At 37.0% G+C, this 1,412-nt stretch carries 1 protein-coding gene and 2 pseudogenes; 1 reads left to right on the top strand and 2 read right to left on the bottom strand.

The genetic code is table 11. The features are described from left to right. Positions 1 to 259 (top strand): annotated as a pseudogene (locus GAC_RS06170) (glycerol-3-phosphate acyltransferase); the annotation flags it as partial. Here GAC_RS06170 and ruvC read toward each other — a convergent pair. Continuing rightward, positions 251 to 747 (bottom strand): annotated as a pseudogene (ruvC, locus tag GAC_RS01060) (crossover junction endodeoxyribonuclease RuvC). The pseudogenes GAC_RS06170 and ruvC overlap by 9 nt on opposite strands. 18 nt (positions 748 to 765) lie before the next feature. Continuing rightward, positions 766 to 1,412: cytochrome c oxidase subunit 3 (locus tag GAC_RS01055; RefSeq protein ID WP_037349035.1), on the bottom strand; the 647-nt coding region annotated here is incomplete at its 5' end.

Genomic DNA, 1,412 nt, shown 5'->3' with positions numbered 1-1,412 from the left:
CCCTACTATAGGGGTTGTGCTATCTATAATATAAAATATTTTTCTTATTTATAATAACCTGGGCCGTTGTTTTTATGATATTCAGATACTCGTCACTATCCTCGATAAATTTTCAATTATTTCCTCGTGTATATACTGCGCAGTAACTGAAAATTTTAACTCATCAATCTTCTATATAGCTATGTCAATTATCGTACTAATAAAGCATAGAGATAATGTAATTAGAATGATAAACGGAACCGAGAAAAAGCTATTTTAAAGCAAAATTTCTATTTCTAGTATTATATACGTGGCATAAAGCGGCGGCTATTGCATCTGATGAGTGGTTATTGATTTCAACATCTTGCTTTATCCCAAGTGAACTCCTTACCATAAACGAAACTTGCTCCTTTGGGGCCATGCCACTTCCGGTTATACATTTTTTATGGCAGTAGAGGAATATTCATATATATCAATCCCTCTAGACATAACGGAAATTGTCGACGCGGCTCTAGCGTAGCATAATGACATTGACGATCTAGGGTTTGAGTTTATAAAAACCTTCTCGATCGATGCCTCGTCTATTTTATATAAACTCAGAACTGAAAGAAGCGATACGTAGATTTTATATAGCTTTTCACTCTCTCTGCTAATACCCCTAGTGGAAATTACTCCACTATCTAGAAGGCACACGGATTGGGAATTTGTACTAGAAACCACCCCCCAGCCAGTAAACTCAAGCCCAGGATCTATACCAATGATCATCACACCACTAGCTGTAAAAAATCATGAGCTAATAACGTACATAAAAAGAAATAAAAACAGCCAAATTACATCTACAAAATGCCAATACCAGGCGGCGCATTCAAAACCAATGTGGCAATCAGGGGAAACCTTACCCCTTTTCATTCTTACCCAACAAACGAATAAAAAAACTATCCCTAATAATACGTGTATTCCATGAAACCCAGTTGCCATATAAAAATTAGAGGAATATATAGCCCCTTCACCAACCCCCTTAAACGGAAAATCTATGTGTGTATATTCGATACATTGAAAAGACGAAAAAACAATTCCGAGAATAATCGTAAATAACAGCATCCGAGAGGAAGATTTCATATCTCCCTCTAAGAGAAAATGGTGAGACCATGTAACTGCAAAGCCGGAAAGTAGAAGAGTTATAGTGTTAAAGAAAGGTATGGACCATGGATCGACAGTTTTTATCCCTTTTGGCGGCCAAGAGGTGTTTATCTTCTCTGAAAAATCTATCAGATTATAAACCGGAAAAAGCCAAGCCTTAAAAAAAGACCAAAAAAAGGCAAAAAAGAACATAGTCTCTGAAAGTATCATAACTGCAAGGCCGAGCCTCAACCCGCGTTTAACAACTTCCGTGAAACAGTTATCCTTATTAGCCTCGTCGATGACGTCAAACC

The sequence above is a fragment of the Anaplasma marginale str. Florida genome, assembly GCF_000215485.1.
In the GTDB taxonomy this organism is placed as follows: Bacteria; Pseudomonadota; Alphaproteobacteria; order Rickettsiales; family Anaplasmataceae; genus Anaplasma; species Anaplasma marginale.
This window is presented reverse-complemented; position numbering and strand designations above follow the sequence as displayed.